The organism is Curtobacterium sp. MCPF17_031 (assembly GCF_003234035.1).
Taxonomy (GTDB): domain Bacteria; phylum Actinomycetota; class Actinomycetes; order Actinomycetales; family Microbacteriaceae; genus Curtobacterium.
Window position 1 is genome coordinate 45,116 of sequence record NZ_QKSG01000008.1, and the last position, 21,133, is coordinate 66,248.

The window sequence follows — 21,133 nt, forward strand, 5'->3', positions numbered from 1 at the left end:
CGCAGCCCGCAGCCCGCAGCCCGCAGCGCCCCAGCCGCAGCCCGCGACCGCAAAAGCGACAGATCTCCGTCGAGTTCCGACGGCGATCTGTCGCTTTCGGGGAGCGGTCGTACGACCGACCCCGTCCTACTTGCGGCTGCTGGCCGCGCGGCGCTTGTTGAAGACGTCGAACGCGACGGCGGCCAGGAGCACCAGGCCCTTGATGAGCTGCTGGAACTCGGACCCGACACCGAGGATCGACATGCCGTTGTTGAGCAGACCGATGATGAGACCACCGACGATCGCACCCGGCACCGTGCCGATGCCGCCGGTGACCGCAGCGCCACCGATGAACACGGCCGCGATGGCGTCGAGCTCGAAGCCGTTGCCCGCGCTCGGGGAGGCCAGGTTGAGCTGCCCCGTGAACACCACGCCGGCCAGGGCCGAGATGACACCCATGTTGACGAAGAGCAGGAAGGTGACGCGCTTCGTCTTGACGCCGGACAGCTGCGCGGCGAGCGGGTTGCCGCCGATCGCGTAGATGTGTCGACCGAACACCGCGCTGCGCATGACCATCGAGTACACGATGACCAGGACGCCGAGGATCACGAGGACGATCGGGGTGCCGTTGTAGCTGGCGAGCAGCAGCGCGATGAAGATGACCAGCGCGACGGTGAACACCATCTTGGTGATGAACCAGGCGAAGGGCTCGTCCTCGAGCTGGTACTTGCGACGGGTCGCACGACCACGGAAGCCGGTGATGACGAGGATCGCCGCGGCGGCGAGCCCCAGGACCATCGTCAGCGGCTCGTAGCCCGAGGTACCGAAGGAGGGCAGGAAGCCGGAGCCGAGCGAGCGGAAGCCGTCCGGGAACGGCGAGATCTGCTGGTTCTGCAGGGCGATCTGGGCGGCACCGCGGAAGGCGAGCATGCCCGCCAGGGTCACGATGAACGCCGGGATCCCGAAGTAGGCGATCCAGAAGCCCTGCCACGCACCGACCAGCGCGCCGAGGACCAGGCAGAGGACGACGGCGATCGGCCAGGGGATGCCCCACTGGGTGATCATGACACCGGCCATGGCGCCGGTGAACGCGACGACCGAACCGACGGAGAGGTCGATGTGGCCGGCGATGATCACCATGACCATGCCGATCGCGAGGATCAGGATGTAGCTGTTCTGGACGATCAGGTTCGAGACGTTGATCGGGGCCAGCGTGATGCCGTTCGTCGTCACCTGGAAGAAGATGACGATGACGATCAGCGCGATGAACAGGCCGATCTGTCGGAGCTGCCCGGTGAGGTAGCTGGCGGCGGACTTAAGCGCGTTCATTGACTGGGGTCTCCCGTTCCTGGGTCATGTACTGCATGAGGACTTCCGGCGACGCCTCGGCGCGCGGGACGTCGGCGGTGATGGTGCCCTCGGAGAGCGTGTAGATGCGGTCGCAGATGCCGAGCAGCTCGGGGAGTTCGGACGAGATCACGATGATCCCCTTCCCCTGGTCGGCGAGCGCGTTGATGATCGTGTAGATCTCGTACTTCGCGCCGACGTCGATGCCTCGGGTCGGTTCGTCGAGGATGAGCACGTCCGGGTCGGAGTACATCCACTTCGACAGGACGACCTTCTGCTGGTTGCCGCCGGAGAGCTTGCCGGTGATCGCGTTGACCGTCGGGGCCTTGATGTTCAGGTCCTTGAGGAACTTGCGCGCGATCGTGGTCTCCTCGGAACCGTTGACGAAGCCCCAGTTGGCGAGCTTGCCGAGCGCCGAGCCGGAGACGTTCCGCTTGATGTCGTCGATCAGGTTGAGGCCGTAGCGCTTCCGGTCCTCGGTCGCGTAGGCCAGGCCGTTGTCGATGGCGGCCGTGACCGTGTTCGTCTTGATCGGCGTCCCGCGCTTGTAGACGGTGCCGCTGATGCCGGTGCCGTACGAGTGCCCGAAGACGCTCATCGCCAGCTCGGTGCGGCCGGCGCCCATCAGGCCGGCGATGCCGACGATCTCACCGGCACGGACGTTGAGGTTCGCCTGGTGGATGATCTCCCGGGAGGCGTCCAGCGGGTGGTGGACAGTCCAGTCCTCGATGCGCAGGAGCTCTTCGCCGATCTTCGACTCGTGCTCCGGGTACCGCGTGGAGAGGTCACGGCCGACCATGCCGCGGATGATGCGGTCCTCGGACACCTCGCCGGCGTGCATGTCGAGCGTCTCGATGGTCTGGCCGTCGCGGATGATCGTGACCTTGTCGGCGATCGCCTTGATCTCGTTGAGCTTGTGGCTGATGATGATCGCCGTCATGCCCTCGTCCTGCAGCGAGCGGATGAGCTCGAGCAGGTGCGCGGAGTCGTCGTCGTTCAGCGCTGCGGTGGGCTCGTCGAGGATGAGGAGCTTCACCTTCTTCGACAGCGCCTTCGCGATCTCGACGAGCTGCTGCTTGCCGACGCCGATGTCCACGATCTTCGTGATCGGGTTGTCCTTGAGGCCGACGCGCTGCAGGAGCTTGGCGGCTTCGAGGTTCGTCTTGTTCCAGTCGATGAAGCCGCCCTTGGAGCGCTCGTTGCCGAGGAAGATGTTCTCGGCGATCGACAGGTAGGGGCTCAGTGCGAGCTCCTGGTGGATGATGACGACGCCGGCTGCCTCGGAGTCGTTGATGTTCGAGAAGCGGACCGGTTCGCCGTCGAGCAGGATCTCGCCGTCGAAGGTGCCGGTCGGGTAGACGCCCGACAGGACCTTCATGAGCGTGGACTTGCCCGCGCCGTTCTCACCGCAGATCGCGTGGACCTGGCCCCGTTCGACCTGGAGCGAGACGTTCTGCAGGGCCTTGACGCCGGGGAACGTCTTGGTGATGTCGCGCATCTCGAGGATGGTGTCCGCCACGGGACCGCCTTCCGTTGGGGCGCCGGGACGGCGCGCGAGTGGAGGGGAGACAGGACGGGAGGCGCGGTGCGGGCGTGCACCGCGCCTCCCGGTCCGTCAGGGGGTTGCGACTACTTGAGGTCGGCCTCGGTGTAGTAGCCCGAGTCGATCAGGACCTTCTCGTAGTTGTCCTTCGTGACGACCGTCGGCTGGAACAGGTACGTCGGGACGACCTTGACCTTGTTGTCGTAGGTCTTGGTGTCGTTGACCTCGGGCTTCTTGCCCGACAGCAGGTCCTCGGCCATGCTCGCCGACTTCTCGGCCAGCTGACGCGTGTCCTTGTAGATGGTCGAGTACTGCTGACCGTCGACGATCGACTTCACCGAGGCGGCCTCGGCGTCCTGACCGGTGATGGTCGGGAGCGGGCGGTCGCCGGAACCGAAACCGGCGCCCTGGAGGGCCGAGATGATGCCGATCGACATGCCGTCGTAGGGCGAGAGGACGCCGTCGAGCTTGGTGCCGCCGGAGTACGACTTGGCGACCAGGTTCTGCATGCGGGACTGGGCCTTCGCCGGGTCCCACTGCTGCGTCGCGGCCTGGGTGAAGCCGTCCTGGCCGGAGCCGATCTTCAGCGTGCCGTCCTCGAGGTAGGGCTTGAGGGTGTCCATCGCGCCGTTGAAGAAGAACGTGGCGTTGTTGTCGTCGGGCGAGCCGGCGAAGACCTCGATGTTGAACGGACCCTTCTCGTCGGTCTTCTTGCCGTCCTCGTCGAGGAGGCCGAGACCAGTGAGGAGCGAGTTCGCCTGGTCGACGCCCACCTTGTAGTTGTCGAACGAGACGTAGTAGTCGACGTTCTTGTTGCCCGTGAGCAGGCGGTCGTAGGAGATCACCTTGATGCCGGCCTTGGCGGCGGCGTCGAGCTGGTCGGAGAGCGAGCCGCCGTCGATCGAGGCGACGATGAGGACCTTCGCGCCCTTGGTGATCATGTTGCTCACCTGCTGGACCTGCTGCGGGATCTTGTTGTCCGCGTACTCGAGGTCGACCTTGTAGCCGGCCTTCTCGAGGTCGCTCTTGACGGCGTTGCCGTCCTTGATCCAGCGCTCGGACACCTTGGTGGGCATCGCGACGCCGACGAGGGCACCCTTGTTGTCCGTGCTGCCGCCACCGTTGTCGGTGGAGGCACGGCCGCCGGCAGAGCAGGCGGCCAGGGAGAGGGCGAGACCGAGAGCTGCTGCGCCCGCGACGATCCTGCGCTTCTTCATCGAAGTACCTCTGTTCCTCTCGCGTCGGCATCGACGCGTTCAGGTGCGGGGCTGCTGTGTCCCGCTGGGGATGTGATGCTCCAAGTGAGCGCTCACATCATGTGGGCTCGGTGGGGTGGTGTCAACTCGTCGAGACCAGATCGGGATGTCGCGTCCCCGAACTGGTGTCGCGGTACGGTGACCGGATGACGACGACCGCGACGCCGAACGGCAGGGGACGCAAGGCCCCGACGATCTTCGACGTCGCCGAGCGGGCGGGCGTCTCCCACCAGACCGTCTCCCGGGTGATCAACGGGGACCCGACGGTCCGGGAGCAGTTCCGGACGAAGGTCACCGACGCCGTCGCCGCCCTCGGGTACCGGCCCCGGGCTGCTGCGCGGGCACTCGCCGGCGGACGGAGCCGCGCCCTCGGCCTGGTCAGCGCGGGCGATGCGCTCTACGGACCGTCGAGCACCGCCATCGGCTTCGAGCGTGCTGCCCGGACCGCGGGCTACCACGTGCTGCTCTCGACGCTGCCCGACGACCCGAAGCCCCTCGACCTGTCCGAGGCGCTGTCCACGCTGCTGGCGCAGGACGTCGCCGCCGTGGTCCTCGTCGCCGCCGACAACCGGGTGCTCGACGCCCTCGCGTCGCTGACGCTTCCGGTCACGGTGCCCGTCGTCGTCGCGAACGCGGTGCAACGGGACGCCTTGCCGACCGATCTGGTCGTGCCCGGGAGCGGCGGGGCGACGATCTCCGCGGTCGCGATCGACCAGGCGGCCGGTGCGACCCTGGCGCTGCAGCACCTGTTCGACCTCGGCCACCGTCGGATCGTGCACATCGCCGGGCCGACGGTCTCGCAGGAGGCCGAGGTCCGCCGCGCGACCTACGAGCGGACCATGCGCGCCCGGGGCCTGACGCCGGTCGTGTACGAGGGGGACTGGACGCCGGCCAGCGGGTTCGCGGCCGGCCGGGCGATGGACGGCGCGACGGTCGACGCCGTGTTCGCGGGCAACGACCAGATGGCGCTCGGGGTCCTGCACGCCTTCGCGGAAGAAGGGCTCCGCGTGCCGGACGACATCGCCGTCATCGGCTTCGACGACGTGCCGGAGGCCGCGCACTTCACGCCGCCGCTCACCACCGTGCGGCAGGACTTCCAGGCGATGGGGGAGCGGGTGCTGGCCTCGGCGCGGGCGCTGCTCGAGGGCGGGCTGCACGACGACGCGCTCCTGCAGCCCGAGCTGGTGGTGCGGCGCTCGGCGTGATCGGCGTCAGTCGATGACGACGACATCCGATCGTCCACCTGGCACGCCGTCGTCTGCTCGGAGATGGTCCGCCACCCTGAGGGCGAAGGCCGGGCAACCCGCCCGGACGAGCGCCGTGACCAGACCGGCGTGCGGTCCGGGTCGGCTCGCCCAGTACCCGTTCATCCGGCGAACGGTCGCGCGGACGCCCCACGGCAACGTGTCGTCCACGAGGACGAAGAAGTGGTCGCAGCACATGACCTCGTACGGGAGGTCGTCGAGGGCATGGAATCCGCGGTCCTCCGTCAGCAACACCTCTGCTCGGGCGGAGAGCGCCGCGGCGTGCACATGGCGGTCCTTCGGGTCCGTTCCGCTCCACGGCACGTCTCCCGGGAAGTCGGCGACGAGTTCGTCGATGCTCCCGAGGATCGCTGCCCGGAGGCGAGTGGTGGCGCCGCCGTCCCGCTGCGGATGGAGGGCTCGGAGCGTGGCGATCGTCTCGGCGAGGACGTCCTCTGTGGTGTGGAGTTGGAACATCCACGGGATCTCGGCGCGGAGCAGGCACACCCAGTCGCGGAGCGTCCTGCTGACCAGCACGTTGGCGTCGACGAACACGCGTTTGGGCATCTTCCCACGATACCCCCATGTCACATGTCAGTCGAAGGGTTCGCCTGCCGCGAGCAGTTCGTCCGCCGCGGCCGCTCGGTCCGCCTGGCGCCGGTCCCGGAGTGCCAGGACGTCGTCACGACGAAGCCGTGTGTGGGTGCCGACGCGATGCGCGGCGAGGTCCCCTCGGGTGACCATCTTCATCACCGTCGGCCGCGAGACGCCCAGGAGTTGCGCCGCGCCGGTCGTGGTGAGTTCCGATGCGATCAGGCGGATGCTGATCTCGGATCCATCGGCTGCGGCCTGCATGAACGCGACCAGGGCTCCGGTGAGGGACGCCGGCACCCGTGGGCTCGTCCCGTCGTCAAGCTGTAGGAGGACCGCTTCGACCACGCGGTCTGCGGTGTCCTCCATGACCTGGACCGCATCGCGTCGGACGGTGGGGTCGGCAGCGAGGCCCTGCGTCATCGCGAGCGTCGTCGACGGTGTCATGGTGCCTCCCGAGTGCTGGAACTCCCCTTGACGCTACGGGGTTGCACTTACAAGTGCAACCCCGTGGCGCGGGTGATGACCGGTGATCCGGCAAGTCGCCTGCGCGCGTGGCCACGCTGTCCGGCGTCGGACAGCGCCGCCCGGCGTAGCCTCTCGCCATGACGACGACGTCTCCCTCGACCGGCCCGGTATCGCCCTCGACCTCCCGGCTCCGCCCGCTGCCGCACGGTGCGCTGCGGCTCACCGGCGGCTACTGGGGCGAGTGGCAGGAGCGGAACGGCAGCGTCGTCCTGCGGCACTGCGAGGACTGGATCGAGCGGATCGGCTGGGCCGGCAACTTCGACGGTGCCGCGACCGGCGAGGAGTTCACGCACGCCGGTATCGAGTTCGTCGACTCCGAGGTCTACAAGCTGCTCGAGGCGATGGCGTGGGAGCTCGGGCGCACCGGGGACCCGGAGCTCGCGGAGCGGTACGAGCGGCTCGTCGACCGGGTCGCTGCCGCACAGGACGACGACGGCTACCTGCACACCGCGTTCGGTCGCCCCTGGCAGCGTCCGCGCTGGTCCGACCTCGAATGGGGCCACGAGCTCTACTGCATGGGGCACCTCATCCAGGCCGCCGTCGCGCGGCTGCGCACCGCCGGCAGCGGCCGGCTGGTCAACGTGGCCGTCCGCGTCGCCGACCACCTGGTCGAGGTGTTCGGGGACGGCGGACGGGAGGCGGTGTGCGGCCACCCGGAGATCGAACCGGCGCTCGTCGAGCTGGGTCGGGCGACCGGCGACCACCGGTACGTCCGGCTGGCGCAGTTGTTCATCGACCGCCGGGGAAACGGGCTGCTCCGCCCGATCGCGTTCGGACCGGAGTACTTCCAGGACGACCTGCCGGTGCGCCAGGCGGACGTCTGGCGCGGGCACGCCGTCCGGGCGATGTACCTGGCGGCCGGCGCGGTCGACGTCGCTGTGGAGACCGGCGACGCGGAACTCGTCGCGGCCGTCGAGCGGCAGTGGGCGAACACCGTGGCGACCCGCACCTACCTGACCGGGGCGATGGGGTCGCACCACCAGGACGAGTCGTTCGGCACCGACTTCGAGCTGCCGCCGGACCGTGAGTACGGCGAAACCTGCGCGGCGATCGCATCGAACATGGTGTCCTGGCGCCTGCTGCTCGAGACGGGGGAGTCCAAGTACGCGGACCTGATCGAGCGGACCCTGTACAACGCGATGATGGTCGCACCGCGCGAGGACGGGCGGGCGTTCTTCTACGCCAACACCATGCACCAGCGGGTCGAGGGTGCGGTCCCGCCGGAGGACGACCTCAGCGCGCGGGCACTGTCGAGCCTCCGGGCGCCCTGGTTCGAGGTCTCGTGCTGCCCGACGAACCTGGCCCGGACGCTGGCCAGCGTCGAGTCGGTCTTCGCGACGATGACCGACGACGGCCTGCAGCTGCACCAGTACGGCGACTACGACGTCGACACCACCCTGCCGGGCGGCGCCACGGCCGCGTTCCGGGTGCGCTCGGGGTGGCCGGCCGCGGGCACGGTCTCGGTCGAGGTGACCGCGGCGAGCGGGACCCCGGTGGCGCTGCGCCTCCGGGTGCCGTCCTGGGCGTCGGAGGCCGTCCTCGAGACCCCCGACGGCACCCGGTCGGTCGACGGCACCCGGTCCGTCCACGGGGAGGACACCGTCACCGTCGTGCGGACCTTCGCCGTCGGGGACCGCGTGACCCTCACGGTGCCGGTCGCCGCTCGGCTCACGGTGCCGGACCCGCGGATCGATGCGGTCCGCGGCACGGTCGCGGTCGAGCGCGGCCCGCTCGTGTACGCCCTGGAGTCCACGGACCTCGGTCGGGACGTCGGCGACGTCGTGGTGCAGCCCGGGTCGGACCCGCTCGACGACGGACCGGACGCGGTGCGCATGCGGGTGCGCCAGCGCACGGTGCACCGTGTCGGGCCGCTGCCGTACGGCGACCCCGACGTGCAGGAGACCGAGCCGGAGACGGTCCGGCTCGTGCCGTACGCGACGTGGGGCAACCGCGGGCCGTCCACGATGCGGGTGTTCCTGCCCGTCGCCTGACCCGGGTCGCTCCCGCCGCGACACGGCCGGACGAGTTGTCGGGTGAGCGCTCACGCGCTACGGTGTGAGCGCTCACTCGACGGCGAGAGCAGGAGGCCCACCATGAGCGACGACCGGACCCGCGAGATCGCGGACGGCCGCACGACCCTCGGCATCGAACTCGGGTCGACCCGGATCAAGGCGTGTCTGGTGGGCGAGGACCTGACGGTCATCGCCGCGGGCTCCCACGAGTGGGAGAACGAGTTCGTCGACGGCCGCTGGACGTACCCGTTGGCCGCCGTCGAGACCGGCGTCCGCGCCGCGTACGCCGCACTCGTCTCCGACCTGCAGGAGCAGCACGGCTCGGTGCCGACGACCTTCCGCGCCGTCGGCGTCTCGGCGATGATGCACGGCTACCTGCCGTTCGACGCCGACGGTGAGCTGCTCGTGCCGTTCCGTACCTGGCGGAACACCTCGACCGGCCCCGCTGCGGCTGCACTGAGCGACGCCCTCGGCTTCAACATCCCGCTCCGCTGGTCGATCGCGCACCTGTACCAGGCAGTCCTCGACGACGAGCAGCACGTCGCGCAGACCACGGGCATCACGACGCTCGCCGGGTACGTGCACCGCCAGCTCACCGGGCAGGACGTCCTCGGGGTCGGCGACGCATCGGGCATGTTCCCGATCGACCCCGCCACCGGCGACTACGACGCCGGGATGCTCAGCACCGCGCAGGACCTGATCGGCGTCCCCGACCTCCGCGCACTCCTGCCCGAGGTCCGCGTCGCCGGCCAGGACGCCGGCACCCTGACCCCGGCGGGCGCCGCCTGGCTCGATCCCACCGGCACGTTGCAGCCGGGTGCACCGCTCTGCCCGCCCGAGGGTGACGCCGGCACCGGCATGGTCGCCACGAACGCGGTCGCCCAGCGCACCGGCAACGTCAGCGTCGGCACGAGCATCTTCGCGATGGTCGTGCTCGAGCGCCCGCTCGACACCCCGCACGAGGAGCTCGACGTCGTCACCACCCCCGCCGGCGACGCCGTCGCGATGGTGCACTGCAACAACGGCGCCAGCGAGATCGGCAGCTGGGCCCGCGTGTTCGGCCGCTTCGCGGAGGCCGCCGGCAGCCCGGCGGACGCCGACTCCGTGTTCCGCACGCTCCTCGACGAGGCCGCCACCGCCGACCCGGACGCCGGCGGCCTGCTCGCGGTCAACTACCTGGCCGGCGAACCGGTCACCGGTGTCGAGGACGGTCGCCCGCTGCTCCTCCGCGCGCCCGACGCCCGCTTCACGCTCGGCAACCTCGTCCGCGCCGAACTGATGGGTGCCTTCGCGACGCTCGCCATCGGTATAGAGGTCCTGCACGGCGAGGGCGTCACCGTCGACCGGATGACCGCGCACGGCGGGCTCTTCCGGACGCCCGGGCTGCCGCAGCGCCAGCTCGCCGCCGCACTCCGCGTGCCCGTGGCCCTCGAGGCGACCGCCAGCGAGGGCGGGGCGTGGGGCATCGCCGTCCTCGCCGCCTACCTCGAGCACGCCGCCGGCACCTCCCTCGCCGAGTACCTCGACACGACCGTGTTCGGGACGGCGGCCTCGGACGTCGTCGACCCGGACCAGCGCGACGTCGACGGGTTCACGGTGTACCTCGACCGCTTCCGCGCGGCGCTGCCGATCCAGGCGATCGCCGCCGCGGTCCCCGGCGCCCGAGACGCGGCGACGTCGAGCGGCGAGCCGACGACGGCAGCCGGCCCAGGCCTCCCGACCGAACACCAGCAGGAACAGGACGTGAACTCATGACCGACGACACCACCCGAGCGGCCGTCGCCGCAGCGCGTGAGCGCGTGGCCCGACTGCACGGCGAACTCGTCCGCTACGGCCTGGTCATCTGGACCGGCGGCAACGTCTCCGAGCGCGTGCCCGGCACCGACCTGTTCGTCATCAAGCCGAGCGGCGTCGTCAGCGAGGACCTGACCCCGGAGAACCAGGTCGTCTGCACCCTCGACGGCGTTCCGGCCGAGGGCTGGGGCAACGAGCACGGCCCGTCCTCCGACACGGCCGCGCACGCCTTCGTGTACCGGAACATGCCCGAGGTGAACGGCGTCGTGCACACCCACTCGACGTACGCCACGGCGTGGGCCGCCCGCGCTGAGGAGATCCCGTGCGTGATCACCGCGATGGCGGACGAGTTCGGCGGGCCGATCCCGGTCGGCCCGTTCGCGATCATCGGCGACGACTCGATCGGCCGCGGCATCGTCGACACCCTCGGCGGACATCGTTCCCGGGCAGTCCTCATGCAGAACCACGGCGTCTTCACGATCGGCAAGGACGCGAAGGACGCGGTCAAGGCCGCCGTGATGTGCGAGGACGTCGCACGCACGGTCCACATCGCGAAGCAGGGCGGTGACCTCGTGCCGATCGCGCCCGAGGACATCGACCGCCTGTTCGACCGATACCAGAACGTCTACGGACAGAACCCCGAAGGAGCCATGCGATGACGCAGGACAACGTCGACCCCCAGGCCACGCTCGACGGTTACGAGGTCTGGTTCCTCACCGGCTCACAGGGCCTCTACGGCGAGGAGACCCTCCGCCAGGTCGAGGAGCAGAGCCGCGCCGTGCACGAGGCCCTTGCGGGAGCGCTGCCGGTGACGCTCGTCTGGAAGCCCGTCCTCAAGGACGCCGACGGGATCCGTCGAGCCCTGATCGAGGCCAGCGCCGACGACAAGGTCATCGGTGTGACGACGTGGATGCACACGTTCAGCCCGGCGAAGATGTGGATCGGTGGGCTCAACGCGCTGACGAAGCCGCTGCTGCACCTGCACACGCAGGCGAACGTCGCGCTGCCGTGGGCGGACATCGACTTCGACTTCATGAACCTCAACCAGGCCGCGCACGGCGACCGTGAGTTCGGGTACGCCCTGGCACGGATGGGTGTCCGGCACGCCACCGCCGTCGGGCACGTGTCCGACCCGCGCGTGCAGCAGCGGGTGTCCGACTGGACCCGCGCCGCTGCCGGGGCCGCCGCCATCCGCGAGCTCAAGCTCACCCGCTTCGGCGACAACATGCGCTACGTCGCCGTCACCGAGGGCGACAAGACCGAGGCCGAGATCGAACTCGGCGTGCAGGTCAACACCTGGGGCGTCAACGACCTCGTCGCAGCCGTCGAGACCGCCACCGCCGACACCGCCGCCGTCGACGCGCTCGTCGCGCAGTACGACAGCGCCTACGACCTGGTGCCGGAGCTCCGGGCCCACGGTGGGAGACGCCAGTCCCTCCGCGACGGCGCCGCGATCGAGCTCGGCCTCCGCGCCCTGCTCGCCGAGAACGGCTCCGCCGCCTTCACCACGAACTTCGAGGACCTCGGCACGCTCAAGCAGCTGCCCGGCCTGGCGGTCCAGCGGCTGATGGCGGACGGCTACGGCTTCGGTGCCGAGGGGGACTGGAAGACCGCCGTCCTCGTCCGCGCGATGAACGTCGCCGGCGCCGGACTCCCCGGCGGCGCCTCGCTCATGGAGGACTACACGTACGACCTGACGCCGGGCGCGGAGAAGATCCTCGGTGCCCACATGCTCGAGGTCTCCCCGACGCTCACCAGCGCGACGCCGACGCTGGAGATCCACCCGCTCGGCATCGGCGGCAAGGACGACCCGGTGCGCCTGGTCTTCACCGCGGACGCCGGCCCCGCGGTCGTCGCCGCACTGAGCGACACCCGCGACGGCTTCCGCCTCACCGCCAACGTCGTCCAGGTCGTCCCGCCGACCGAGGCGCTGCCCAACCTGCCCGTCGGCCGGGCCGTCTGGGAGCCGCAGCCCTCGTTCCCCGTGTCCGCCGAGGCCTGGCTCACCGCCGGTGCCGCGCACCACACCGTGATGACGACGTCCGTCGGCATCCAGGTGATCGAGGACCTCGCCACCATGATCGGCACCGAGTTCCTGGTCATCGACGAGCACACCACGCTGCGCGGCTTCCGCGACGAGGTCCGCACGCAGCAGACCTGGCACCGGCTCGACCGGGGCTTCTGAGCCGGTCGGGAGGCCTACGATGAGCGACGTGATCGACGACGACACCACCACTGCAGCCCCCACCCGCACCAACTGGGCGGGGAACGTCACCTACTCGGCGAGCCGCCTGGCGGAACCGACGAGCGTGGACGAACTCCAGCGGCTGGTCGCCTCGACCGCGCGACTGACGGCGCTCGGGTCACGCCACTCGTTCAACACCATCGCCGACACCGACGCGGTGCAGGTGACGCTCACGGGCCTCCCGCCCGAACTCGACGTGGACTCGGACCGGCGCGTGGCCCGCGTCGCCGCCGGTCTCACGCACGCGCAGGTCGCCGTCGGCCTGGAGGCCCGTGGCTGGGCCCTCGCGAACCTCGCGTCCCTGCCGCACATCTCCGTCGCCGGCGCCGTCGCGACGGGCACCCACGGTTCCGGCGTCGGCAACGCGTCGCTCGCCCAGTCCGTCGTCGGACTCGAGATCGTCCGGGCCTCCGGCGACGTCGAGGTCGTCGGTGCGGACGACCCGCGGCTCGACGCGCACCGGGTCGCCCTCGGCGCACTCGGAGTCGTCGTCGCGGTGCACCTGGCCATCGAACCGACCTACCGCGTCGCGCAGACCGTGCACACCGGCGTCGGCTGGGACGTCGTCGACGCGCAGTTCGAGTCGATCATGTCGGCCGGCTACAGCGTCAGCATGTTCACCGGGTACACCGACGACGGCATCCGGCAGATCTGGACGAAGCGACGCGAGGACCGCGACGACGCGGTCATCGACCTCGCCGCCCTCGGTGCCGTCGCCGGCGCCGAACCGATCCACCCCGTGCCCGGCAGCGAGACCGTCGGCGTCACCGAACAGGGCGGCGTGCCCGGACCCTGGCACGAGCGACTGCCGCACTTCCGGTCGTCGTTCACGCCGTCCGCGGGCCAGGAGATCCAGGCCGAGTACATGATCGCCGCGAGCGCCGCCGTGCCCGCGATCCAGGCCCTCCGGCGCATCGGGGACGCCATCGCACCCGTGCTGTTCGTCTCCGAGATCCGGCGCATCGCCGCCGACGACGCCTGGCTCGCGCCGAGCTCGGGGCAGGACTCCGTCGCGTTCCACTTCACGTTCCGTCGGCGGACCGAGGACGTGGCCGTCGCGCTGCCCCTCATCGAGAACGCCCTCGCGCCCTTCGCTCCCCGCCCGCACTGGGGGAAGGTCACCGCGGCGAGCTCGGAGCGGCTGCACCAGGTCTACCCGCAGCTCGGCGCGTTCGCGGCGCTGGCGCGGGACCTCGATCCGCAGGGGCGGTTCCGCAACCCGTTCCTGGAGCGTGTGCTCGGCTGACCCCGTCGGACGGGAGCGCCCCGCGCCGCTGGGTGCGGTGCGGGGCGCCCTCGTCACTGGCCCTTGCGGCTTAGGTCGTGCAGGAACCGCGCGAGGGTCACGAGCAAGCTCGCGATCCCCAGCCACGGGACCTGACGCCTGGGCCGGCGCTCGTCGTCGTGGGACATCGAGACCTCCTGGTGTCATCGCCGGCGGACACGAGGAGCGTCAGGCCAGGGGTGTGCCGCCGAGCGGGCTCGGCTACACTTGCGCCCGAGTGCTGAACTCGGGGGAAGTGCGCTTCCCCTGGCCCTCCACTCGGAGAGCGAACCGAAGCCCGGGACTGTTGTCGCAGTCCCGGGCTTCACTCGTCCGCTCTGAGCGCGGTCCGGCGGTCGCGCGCTCGACGACAAGCCTACCGGCGTGATACACGTATTCCAGTGGCATCACGGCTCGGAGGGCACAGCGGCATGGACGTCATCGGATCGCATCTCGTACCGTTCCTCGCGCTCGTCCTGCTCAGCACCGTCGGGCTCTGCGGCGTGTTCGCCTGGCAACTCACCGCGCCGCTCCGGCGACCGTGCCGGGACGAGGCCGGCAGCGTGGGACTGACGGCGCCGGAAGACGTCGACACGGAGTGAGGAGGTTCACGAGTGGGACCGCGGCGGTCCTCACAGGGGATGTCGGGGGACTGCACCGCTGGTCCACCGGGTCGTCGCCGGGACCGTACATGTGAGAACGCAAAGGTCAGGTATGGCGAACCTGAACCGCATCCTCGGCATGGCCTCGAAGGTCATCGACAAGCAGCTCCAGAAGCGCTCCGGCCAGCAGCCCGGCAGCGGGCAGCAGCCCGGGGGCGTGCAGCAGTACCGGCAACCCGGCCGACCCGGCGGGACGGACTGGCGGGGGCTGGTGCGCACCGCGGCGGAGAAGCTGACGGGCGACGACCGCGGGGGCCAGCAGCACCAGCAGTCGGGCCACCCGCGCTCTGGCCAGCAGCAGCCGTACGGCCAGCAGCAGCGATCCGCGCCGCAACAGCCGGGCGCAGGGCAGGGCCGCGCCCACGCGAACGAGGCCGACCGCGTTGCGATCGCGAAGTACGACTACCTGCTGAAGACCGCCGACCCCGAGCGCCTCGAGCAGGCGCACCACGACGCGTTCGCCCGACTCGCCCCGGAGCAGCGGCAGCAGGTCCTGCAGCGGCTGAACGCCGAGGTCCCGCAGCACGACCGGTCGACCGACGCGTCCGCGGCTGGCCTCGCCCGAGCCGCGACCCGGGGCGAGACGAGCCGACCGGGCACGATGCGGAAGGTGCTCGGTGGCGCAGCGATCGGTGGCGGTGCTCTGGCGGTCGGCGGTCTCGCGGTCGCGGTCGCCGGCGGTGCGGTCATCAGCGCGGCCGCGGGACCGGTGCTGGCACAGGCGGCGGACCTCGGCGTGGACTTCGAGGGTGTCGCGGCCGGCCTCGGCGACACGGTCGGCGGCGGTCTCGGCGACCTCGGCGACCTCGGCGACCTCGGTGGCAGCGTCGAGGGTGTCGCAGCGCAGGGGGAGCAGGCGCTCGGTGGTCTCGGCGAACAGGTCGGGAACCTCGGCGAGGGCTTCCAGTGGCCCGGGATCGGCGACTTCTTCGACCGCTGAGCCGTCTCTGGAGACCGCACGGTCCCCAGATCGCGACCACCGTTCGGGAATGGCGGACGACGCCGACGACTTGGAGTGTTTCGTCGTGCGTCGTCCCGCACGCGCGGGATTCGGAACGGATCCGGGCGCGGTGCCAGGATGGACGCCGCCCACCCGGCACCCCCGAACAAGGAGACCCGTCGTCATGAGACGTCCGAAGCGCCTGACCATCACCGCGGCTGTCGCCGCCGCAGCGGCCCTGGTCCTCACGGGCTGCTCGGGCGGCGACGCCTCCGACGACGCGAGCGGCGGGACGGACAAGGGCGGCACGCTCAACATCCTCACGTCCCAGACCGCGTTCCACCTCGACCCCGCGACGAGCCAGAGCCTCGGCATCACCTCGATGGGCCTCGTCGCCCGTCGCCTCACCACGTGGGACGTCGAGCCGGGCAAGACCGCGAAGGTCGTCCCGGACCTCGCCACGAACACCGGCGTCGCGAGCGATGGCGGCAAGACCTGGACGTACACGCTGAAGGACGGCGTCGAGTTCCAGGACGGCACGCCGATCACGACGAAGGACATCAAGTGGGGGATCGAGCGCTCGTTCGCGCCGACTCTGTCCGGTGGCCTCAGCTACCACAAGTCCCTCCTGGTGGGCGGCAGCGACTACCGGGGGCCGTTCGAGGGCAAGAGCCTCGACAGCATCGAGACCCCGAACGACAAGACCATCGTCTTCAAGCTCAACGACGCGTACGGCGACTGGCCGTGGCTCGCGTCGATGCCGGCGTTCACCCCGGTCCCCGAGGGCGAGGGCACCGACACCGGTGCGTACGACCTCAAGCCGGTCGCGTCCGGCCCGTACCAGGTGCAGTCGAACCAGCAGGGCTCGCAGGTCACCCTGGTCCGCAACAAGGCCTGGTCCGCGAAGACCGACGAGGTCCGCACCGCCGGCCCCTCGAAGATCGTCTTCAAGGAGAGCCAGGACCCGTCCACGGTCACGCAGACGCTGATCGCCGACAACGGTGACGCGAAGAGCTCCTTCGGTGCGATCTACCTCGGTGCCGCCGAGCTCAACCAGGTCCGCAGCAACCCGTCCGCGCAGGACCGCCTCGCCACGTCGAAAGCCGGGCCGATCAGCTACATGGCGATCAACACGCAGCGCGGCGAACTCAAGGACCTCAAGGTCCGTCAGGCCCTGCAGTACGCGGTCGACCGGAAGTCGTTCCGGATCGCCGCGGGCGGTGCCCTCGCCGGCACGTACGCCTCGACGCTGATCACGCCGGGCATCGCCGGACGTCAGGACTACGACCTCTACAAGACGAGCGCCACGGGTGACGTCGACAAGGCGAAGTCCCTGCTCGAACAGGCCGGTGTCTCGGACCTCAAGCTGACGCTCGTCACGCAGAACGACCCGACGTTCCTCGCCCAGGCACAGGCCCTGCAGGCCGGACTCAAGCGCGCCGGCATCACGGTCACGCTGAAGCCGCTCGACTACGACTCGTTCACGCAGGCCACCACGAACGGCACCGACTTCGACCTGTCGCTGTCGAGCTGGCAGCCCGACTTCCCGAGCGCGAACGCCAACCTGCAGCCGCTCTACGACTCGTCGCAGATCGGTGGCGGTGGCTACAACGTCTCGAAGTACAGCAACCCGGAGGTCGACGCGCTCATCGCGAAGGCCAGCGCCACGGTCGACCAGGACGACGCGCAGAAGACCTGGGCGAAGGCGGACAAGACGATCATGGCCGACGCCCCGGTCGTGCCACTGATGTACGCCAAGCAGTCGTTCCTGGCCGGCTCGGACGTCCAGAACTTCCAGATCGCCGACTTCCCGGCGTACCCGAACTACCTCAAGGTCTCGCTCAAGCGGTGACCGGTCCCATCCTGGAAGTCCGTGGGCTCCGCGTCGCGTTCGGCGACGCGGAGCCCGTCGTCCGTGACGTCTCCTTCGACCTGACGCCCGGACGGGTGCTCGCGCTCGTCGGGGAGTCCGGCTCCGGCAAGTCCGTGGGTGCCATGAGCGTGCTCGGACTCCTGCCACCGCAGGCGCGCGTCGAGGGCAGCGCCCGGTTCCGCGGCGAGGAGCTCGTCGGTGCACCCGTCGAGGAACTCCGCCAGGTCCGCGGTGCCGGCATCGGCGTGGTGTTCCAGGAACCGATGAACTCGTTCACCCCGGTGCTGTCGATCGGGACCCAGATCGCCGAAGCGGTGCGGGCGCACCCGACGTCCCTCGACCGCGCAGGGGTGTCTGCGAGGGTGGACGAGCTCCTCCGGTCCGCCGGCCTCGACGACCCGGCGCGGATCCGGAAGGCCTTCCCGCACGAGTTGTCCGGCGGGCAGCTGCAGCGCGCGATGATCGCGATGGCACTGGCCGGTGACCCGGTCGCGCTCATCGCGGATGAGCCGACCACAGCGCTCGACGTCACCGTGCAGGCGGGGATCCTCGACCTGCTCCGGACCCTCTGCCGTGACCGCGGGCTCGCGGTGCTGCTCATCACGCACGACATGGGTGTGGTGGCGGACGTCGCCGACGAGGTGCTCGTGATGCGCCGTGGCGACCCCGTCGAGCACGGCCCGGTCGTCGAGCTGTTCGCGCACCCGCAGGCCGAGTACACGCGTGCGCTCCTCGCCGCCGTGCCCGCCCTGGGCCCCCTCGTGCCGGTCCCGCCGCGCCGCGGAGCTCGCGGAGCGGCGGGGCGGCCGAGCTCGCGGGGAGAGGCGCGTCCCACCTCCGCCACGGACGGCACCTCGGCCGAGACTCGCTCTGGCGGACACGACGCGGCCCCGGGGAGCCACGATCTGTCCGCGGACGCGAGACTCGGCGCGGTGCCGATCGAGGACGCGGGGCGCGCCTCCCGGCCGGTGGTCGCCCGCCTGCGCGACGTCGGCGTGCGGTACTCGCGCCGCGGCGAGCCCACCGTCTCGGGCATCGACCTGGAGCTGCACGCCGGCGAGACCCTCGGGCTCGTGGGGGAGTCAGGCTCCGGCAAGACCACGATCGGTCGTGCCCTGGCCGGCCTCGTCCCGGTGGTCGAGGGGACGGTGGACGTCGACGGGCAGGACCTCCGCACCGCCCGCGGCCGTCGTCTCCGCGAGATCCGGAAGCGCGTCGGCATCGTGTTCCAGGACCCGGCCTCGTCGCTGAACCCCCGGCAGAGCATCGGATGGAGCATCGCCGAGCCGCTCCTGGTGCACGAGCCGAGCGCCGACCGACCGGCACGCGTCCGGGAACTGCTCCAGGCCGTGCAGCTCGACCCGTCGTGGGCCGAGCGGTTCCCGCACCAGCTCTCCGGCGGGCAGCGACAGCGCGTCGCCGTGGCACGGGCCCTGGCGCTCCGGCCGGCCCTGCTCATCGCTGACGAACCGACCTCGGCGCTCGACGTGACCGTGCAGGCAGCGGTGCTCGACCTGCTCCGGGACCTGCAGGACGAGTTCGGGTTCGGGTGCCTGCTGGTCAGCCACGACCTGGCCGTCGTCCGACAGCTCGCCGACCGTGTGGCCGTGCTGCACCACGGGCGGATCGTCGAACACGGTACGACCCAGGCCGTCCTCGATGACCCGCAGGAGGACTACACCCGCATGCTGCTCGCCGCCGCACCCGTCGCCGACCCCGCCCGGCAGGCGGAACGCCGCCGCGCCTGGCGCGGATGGGAAGGGGTGGTCGCATGACCGCGAACGTCGTCGACCGTCCGGTCCGTCTGGCTCCGGGCTCCGGCACCGGCTTCCGTGCCCTCGTCGGCCGCATCCGTCGTGACCGGTGGGCCGTGGTCTCCGCGGTCGTCATCGCCGTCTTCGTCGTGGTCGCCCTCGCCGCGCCGCTCATCGCCCGGATCAGTGGGCAGGACCCGTACGGCTACCACGTCGACGCCCTCAACGACTTCGGCGCACCCCGCGGTCCCCTCGGTGGGATGAGTGCGCAGCACTGGTTCGGCGTCGAACCGCTGACCGGTCGGGACCTCTTCGCGATCGTCACCTACGGCGCGCGGACGTCGCTCGGCATCGGGCTCGCCGCGACCGTGGTGTCGCTCGTCATCGGCGTGCTCGTCGGCGTCACCACCGGCTTCTTCGGCGGTTGGTACGACCGGGTGCTCAGCCGGGTCGTCGACGTGATGTTCGGCTTCCCGTCGCTGGTGTTCATGATCGCCCTGACCGCGATCGTGCCGACCTCGTTCCCGAAGCCCGTGCTGGTCGTGCTCGTCATCGGGTTCTTCGGCTGGCCGGCGGTCGCTCGCGTGATCCGCGGGCAGACCCTGTCCCTCCGCGAGCGGAACTACGTCGTCGCCTCGACGGCGATGGGGGCAGGCCGCTGGCACGTCATCCGGACCCAGCTCCTGCCGAACCTGGCCGCGACGATCACCGTCTACGCCACCATCTCGATCCCGTCGATGATCGGTGCCGAGGCGGCGCTGTCGTTCCTGGCCGTCGGTGTCACCCCGCCGACGCCGTCGTGGGGGCGGAGCATCGGCGACGCCGTCGGATGGGTGCAGACCGACCCGATGTACCTCGTCTTCCCCGGAGCCGCCCTGTTCCTCGTCACCCTGGCGTTCAACGTGCTCGGCGACGCCCTCCGCGACGCACTGGACCCGAGAGGAGGCACCCGATGACCGCGTTGCGCTTCGTGTTGTTCCGCGTGCTCGGCGCCGTCGTCGTGCTGCTCGTCGTCGCTGCGATCACCTACGCCCTGTTCATGCTCCTGCCGACGAACCCGGCGCGGGCGATCTGCGACAAGCCCTGCACCCCCGACCGGCTGGCGCAGGTGCAGGCGTTCCTCGGAACCGACAAGCCGTGGATCCTGCAGTTCACGGCCTACCTCGGCGGGATCTTCACCGGTCGGTCGTTCGGCAGCGGCGTCTCGGCCGTGCAGTGCGCCGCGCCCTGCTTCGGGTACTCGTTCCAGCTGCACGAGAGCGTCACCACGCTCATCGTCGACCGGCTGCCGGTGACGGCGTCGATCGCGATCGGTGCCGCGCTCCTCTGGCTCGTCGCCGGTGTGCTCGGTGGGACCGCCTCGGCGCTCCGACCCGGCTCGGCTCTCGACCGCACCCTGATGACGATCGCGGTGGCCGGGGTGTCCTCGCCGGCGTACCTGATCGGGCTGCTGTCGATCCTGCTGTTCGGGTTCGTGCTCGGGATCCTGCCGACGAGTGGGTACGTGCCGCTGACGGAGGACCCGGTCGGCTGGCTGACGCACCTGGTGCTGCCGTGGTGTGTGCTCGCGTTCATCAGTGCCGCGATCTACGCCCGGCTCACCCGCGGCGAGATGCTCGAGGCGATGGGGCAGGACTTCGTCCGGACGGCCCGTGCCAAGGGCCTGCGAGAGCGTCAGGTCGTCGTGCGGCACGGGCTGCGGACGGCGATCCTGCCCGTGGTGACGCTGTTCGGCCTGGACCTCGGGACCCTGCTCGGCGGCGCGGTCATCACCGAGAAGGTGTTCTCGATGCAGGGGCTCGGGGCGCTGCTCATCGACGCGGTGCACACCCTGGACCTGCAGGTCGTCGTCGGCTTCACGGTGTTCTCGGCGTTCCTGGTGGTCACCGCGAACGTCGTCGTCGACCTGGTCTACGCCGTCGTCGACCCGCGGGTGCGCCGCCGGACGTAGGGCGAGCCTCCCGTCCCTCCTTGCCTGCCCGTGGCGCAGGCCGGACCCGCACAACAGGAACCGGCCCGAACCACGAGATGCCGTGGTTCGGGTCGGTTCCTGTTGTGCGACGGCACGCGACGCCGTGCGGCGGCGGCCCGCCCCCGGCGC

17 protein-coding genes are annotated in these 21,133 nt (G+C 70.6%); 12 read left to right on the top strand and 5 right to left on the bottom strand.

The genetic code is table 11. The features are described 5' to 3' along the window. Positions 1-126 precede the first annotated feature (126 nt). The 3 genes from mmsB to chvE all read right to left on the bottom strand — a co-directional run bounded on the left by mmsB (position 127) and on the right by chvE (position 4,086). A complete protein-coding gene (gene mmsB, locus DEJ31_RS12105; protein ID WP_111044058.1) occupies positions 127-1,308 on the bottom strand; it encodes a multiple monosaccharide ABC transporter permease in 1,182 nt (393 codons plus the stop codon). Then, positions 1,295-2,845, bottom strand: coding sequence for a multiple monosaccharide ABC transporter ATP-binding protein (gene mmsA / locus DEJ31_RS12110; protein ID WP_111044059.1), 1,551 nt, complete (start codon positions 2,843-2,845; stop codon positions 1,295-1,297). Before mmsA ends, mmsB begins: the two co-directional genes overlap by 14 nt. 110 nt (positions 2,846-2,955) lie before the next feature. Then, the gene (gene chvE / locus DEJ31_RS12115) at positions 2,956-4,086 is read right to left on the bottom strand and encodes a multiple monosaccharide ABC transporter substrate-binding protein (protein ID WP_181433521.1); all 1,131 of its coding nucleotides are present in this window, start codon (positions 4,084-4,086) and stop codon (positions 2,956-2,958) included. 185 nt (positions 4,087-4,271) lie between these two features. On the opposite strand from chvE, the gene DEJ31_RS12120 reads away from it, so the two are divergent. Next, on the top strand, positions 4,272-5,330 hold the full coding sequence (locus DEJ31_RS12120; RefSeq protein WP_111122049.1) for a substrate-binding domain-containing protein: 1,059 nt from the start codon (positions 4,272-4,274) through the stop codon (positions 5,328-5,330). Between the two features lie 6 nt (positions 5,331-5,336). Here the strand turns inward: DEJ31_RS12120 and DEJ31_RS12125 are convergent, their stop codons facing one another. After that, positions 5,337-5,936, bottom strand: coding sequence for a PIN domain-containing protein (locus DEJ31_RS12125; RefSeq protein WP_111121983.1), 600 nt, complete (start codon positions 5,934-5,936; stop codon positions 5,337-5,339). 27 nt (positions 5,937-5,963) lie between these two features. Continuing rightward, positions 5,964-6,407, bottom strand: a complete 444-nt coding sequence (locus DEJ31_RS12130; protein WP_111121984.1) for a helix-turn-helix domain-containing protein — start codon at positions 6,405-6,407, stop codon at positions 5,964-5,966. 158 nt (positions 6,408-6,565) lie between these two features. On the opposite strand from DEJ31_RS12130, the gene DEJ31_RS12135 reads away from it, so the two are divergent. The 11 genes from DEJ31_RS12135 (at position 6,566) to DEJ31_RS12180 (ending at position 20,983) form a co-directional block, all read left to right on the top strand. Further along, positions 6,566-8,479, top strand: a complete 1,914-nt coding sequence (locus DEJ31_RS12135) for a glycoside hydrolase family 127 protein (protein ID WP_111121985.1) — start codon at positions 6,566-6,568, stop codon at positions 8,477-8,479. 102 nt (positions 8,480-8,581) lie between these two features. Continuing rightward, positions 8,582-10,255 (top strand): xylulokinase, encoded by a 1,674-nt coding sequence (locus DEJ31_RS12140; RefSeq protein WP_111121986.1) that lies wholly within the window; start codon positions 8,582-8,584, stop codon positions 10,253-10,255. Beyond that, complete coding sequence (locus DEJ31_RS12145) at positions 10,252-10,953, top strand: L-ribulose-5-phosphate 4-epimerase (protein ID WP_111044065.1); 702 nt, start codon at positions 10,252-10,254, stop codon at positions 10,951-10,953. Before DEJ31_RS12140 ends, DEJ31_RS12145 begins: the two co-directional genes overlap by 4 nt. Beyond that, a complete protein-coding gene (gene araA / locus DEJ31_RS12150; RefSeq protein WP_111121987.1) occupies positions 10,950-12,479 on the top strand; it encodes an L-arabinose isomerase in 1,530 nt (509 codons plus the stop codon). Before DEJ31_RS12145 ends, araA begins: the two co-directional genes overlap by 4 nt. A 28-nt stretch (positions 12,480-12,507) precedes the next feature. Beyond that, positions 12,508-13,785 carry an FAD-binding protein gene (locus DEJ31_RS12155; protein ID WP_258366281.1) on the top strand — a complete coding sequence of 426 codons (1,278 nt, stop codon included), beginning with the start codon at positions 12,508-12,510 and terminating at the stop codon, positions 13,783-13,785. 449 nt (positions 13,786-14,234) lie between these two features. Then, the gene (locus DEJ31_RS17250) at positions 14,235-14,405 is read left to right on the top strand and encodes a hypothetical protein (protein ID WP_181427357.1); all 171 of its coding nucleotides are present in this window, start codon (positions 14,235-14,237) and stop codon (positions 14,403-14,405) included. Positions 14,406-14,517: 112 nt separating this feature from the next. Continuing rightward, positions 14,518-15,405: a cation-transporting ATPase gene (locus DEJ31_RS12160; RefSeq protein WP_111121989.1), complete on the top strand. Its 888-nt coding sequence runs from the start codon at positions 14,518-14,520 to the stop codon at positions 15,403-15,405. A 184-nt stretch (positions 15,406-15,589) separates the two neighbouring features. Then, complete coding sequence (locus DEJ31_RS12165; RefSeq protein ID WP_111121990.1) at positions 15,590-17,257, top strand: ABC transporter substrate-binding protein; 1,668 nt, start codon at positions 15,590-15,592, stop codon at positions 17,255-17,257. Further along, positions 17,254-19,053 (top strand): ABC transporter ATP-binding protein, encoded by a 1,800-nt coding sequence (locus tag DEJ31_RS12170; RefSeq protein WP_111121991.1) that lies wholly within the window; start codon positions 17,254-17,256, stop codon positions 19,051-19,053. The genes DEJ31_RS12165 and DEJ31_RS12170 overlap by 4 nt, the downstream gene beginning before the upstream one ends. After that, positions 19,050-19,988 (top strand): ABC transporter permease, encoded by a 939-nt coding sequence (locus DEJ31_RS12175; protein WP_110904362.1) that lies wholly within the window; start codon positions 19,050-19,052, stop codon positions 19,986-19,988. Before DEJ31_RS12170 ends, DEJ31_RS12175 begins: the two co-directional genes overlap by 4 nt. After that, a complete protein-coding gene (locus DEJ31_RS12180; RefSeq protein WP_111121992.1) occupies positions 19,985-20,983 on the top strand; it encodes an ABC transporter permease in 999 nt (332 codons plus the stop codon). The genes DEJ31_RS12175 and DEJ31_RS12180 overlap by 4 nt, the downstream gene beginning before the upstream one ends. Positions 20,984-21,133 lie beyond the last annotated feature (150 nt).